Source organism: Promicromonospora citrea (assembly GCF_013004695.1).
GTDB lineage: Bacteria > Actinomycetota > Actinomycetes > Actinomycetales > Cellulomonadaceae > Promicromonospora > Promicromonospora citrea.
Map to the genome: position 1 here is coordinate 1 of NZ_JABEMG010000249.1, position 2,740 is coordinate 2,740.

Here is a 2,740-nt window from a genome sequence, read left to right on the forward strand (position 1 = left end):
CAGCGTGTCGTCGACCGCAGGGGGCAGCCCGGCCAGCCGGGCGACGAGGTGGTCGCGCACCTGGCACTCCTCGCGCCAGTAGCGGTCGAGGTAGAGCAGGCCGAGGTCGGCGCGCACGACGGACCGCTCGGCCAGCGGGCTCGCCGCGACCCGCTCCAGCCAGCCGTCGGGGTCCGGCCAGGGCAGCGGCGGGTCGTCGGGCGCCTCCGGCCCGGGCGCACCGCTCGCGGCGGGCGCCCCGGGCCGGCCTGCCTCGCCGGCCGCACCGAACGCCGTCAGGTCCACGCAGACCGAGCCCTGCCGCACCGCGCGCACCGCGAGGGCGACGGCGAGGCGGACGCTCTCGTCGGTCTCCCCCACGACGTCGGCCGTGCGGCGGGCGACGTGCACGTCGGCGGCGGTGAGCACGCCGGCGTCGTTGAAGGCGCGCAGCAGGCCGGTCGCACCCAGCGCCCTGCGCGCGTCGTGCGGGTCGTCCGTGGCCCAGCGTTCGAGCCGGGGGTCGGTCCCGTCGGTCGTCATGCCGCCTCCCCCGCCGTCCCGCGCCCGGGTCGTGCCCCGGACGGCGTCCCGTCCCCCGCCCCGGCGAGCAGGTCCGACAGCGCCACCAGGAGCTCGGCGGGCGGCCGCCAGGAGAGCACGCCGGCGGGGCTGCCACCCGCGTCCGGGGTGTCGGGCCCGGCCATCCCGCGCACGAACAGGTAGAGCACGCCGCCCAGGTGCTCGGCGGGGTCGTAGCCGGGCAGCCGCCACCGCAGGTAGCGGTGCAGCACCACGCCGTAGAGCAGCGCCTGCAGCGGGTAGTGGGAGTGCAGCATCGCCTCGGCCATCCGGTCGGCCGTGTAGTCGGCGACGGCGGGACCGAGGAAGTTGGTCTTGTAGTCGACGACGACGAACCGCCCGGTCGGCAGCCGCAGCACCACGTCGACCGAACCGGTCAGGTAGCCGCGCAGCGCCTGGTCGCCGAGGGCGGGCTGCTCGAGCCGGTCGGCGTAGGCGGCGAGCGGGTCGTCGGCGGGCAGGTGGGCACGCAGCAGCGGCGCCAGGTCACGCAGCCGCGGCTCGTGGCCGGTGCCCGGCGCACCGTGCCCGGCGGATCCGCTGCCCAGGTCACCGCCGGCGAGCGGCAGCTCGAACGTCAGCTCGCGGAGACGGTCGGGCAGCCCGATCTCGCCGAGCGTCCGGCCGTCGGCGAGCGGGCCGAGCGGCGTGTGGTGCAGCGGCACGAGGCCGTCGGCGACCGCCTCGGGGTCGGCCGGGACGGGCCACCAGCGCAGCTGCTCGGTGACGTGCTCCAGGAGCTCGGCGCGCAGGTCGGGCGCGAAGGGGTCGGCGTGCTCCAGCACGGCGTGCACGAGCGAGCCGAACGCCGCCCCGGTGGGCAGGTCGGCCATCGGCGACGGCGTCCCCTGAACCATCGACCCCTGAACCATCGACCCCTGGACCACCGGCCCCGGGGCGGCCGCCTCGTCGTCCGGCGCGTCCGGTTCGTCGTCGGTGCCCTGCGTCTCGGGCTCGCTGGCCACGTGCGGCACGTCGTCCGCCGCCGCGATCAGGCCCGAGTAGGAGGTGCGCCGCCACGCGAGGTCGACGGTGCGGCCGAACGTGCGCGCCGCGAACGGCGCGTCCCGGTCGGCGGGCGCGGGCGCCGACACCTCGGCGACCTCCGCGACCTCGGCCACGGGCCCGCCCAGCTCCTGGAGCAGCCCGAGCACGCGCGTCACGTAGTCGTCGTCCTGGAGCGGCTGCGTGTCCGGCACCTCCCGCGTGCCGGGGGTGCGGCCGAACAGGAGGCGGTGCAGCCCGCTGGTCGGCGTGCTCGACGTCGGCGCCCACCACGCCACCACCTGCGACTGCGCGCGGGTCAGGGCGACGTAGAGCTTGCGCAGCTCCTCGCCGTCCTCCTCCGCCCGGTGCGCGGCGCAGTGCGCGTCCCACCACGCGCCCGAGCCCGAGACGTCGATCGTCCGGGTGCCGGGCCGGTCGTGGTGCTCGTCGTGGTAGAGCGCGATGTCGACGGGCCGGGCGTAGTTGTCGTAGCCGTACGGCAGGTACACGACGGGGTACTGCAGCCCCTTGCTACCGTGCACGGTGACGACCTGTACGGCCGCCGCGTCGGAGTCGAGCCGGCGAGGACGCTCGGCGGTGCCGGTGCGGCGCCGCTCGTCCCGGAACCACGCGAGCAGGGCGGTGAGGCCGAGCGACTCGGTGGCGCTCACCTCGTGCAGGAGCTGGCCCAGGTGGCGCAGGTCGGTCAGGAGCCGCTCACCCTGCGCGCGGGCCAGCACCCGGGCGCCCAGCCCGCGTTCCTCCGCGGCCTCGAGCAGGGCGGCGACGCCGCGGTGCCGCACCAGGTGCGCCCACCCGCGCAGCGTGTCGGCGTCGCGCGCCGTGAGGTCCTCCCCGCCCGCGTCGAGGTCGGCGGCGGTGCGGCCGAGGAACGGCGTGAGCGCCGCCGCGCGCACGAGCGCCGAGCGGTGCGGCGCCTCGAGGGCCTCCAGCAGCGTGAGCCACTCGTCGGCGGCGGGCGTGGCGAACACGTCGCCGCCCGGCATGACGGCGGCGACGCCGCGCTCGGCCAGCGCCTCCTGCACGACGCGGCCGTGGGCACGCGCCGAGACCAGCACCGCGACGTCGCCCGCGACCAGGGGGCGCCCGTCCCACGTCGCGCCCGCGGCGAGCAGGCCCGCGACGTCGGCGGCGAGGTCGGCCGCGACGTGCCGGCGGGAGATCGGAAGAG

Annotated in this window: 1 protein-coding gene and 1 pseudogene; both read right to left on the reverse strand. The window is 77.7% G+C overall.

What is annotated here, in order from left to right; translation table 11 throughout:
- Window positions 1-522, reverse strand: a pseudogene (locus HLB15_RS23210) (exodeoxyribonuclease V subunit alpha); the annotation flags it as partial.
- Window positions 519-2,740: 3'-5' exonuclease (locus HLB15_RS23215; protein ID WP_171109089.1), on the reverse strand; the 2,222-nt coding region annotated here is incomplete at its 5' end. The pseudogene HLB15_RS23210 and the gene HLB15_RS23215, both read right to left, overlap by 4 nt.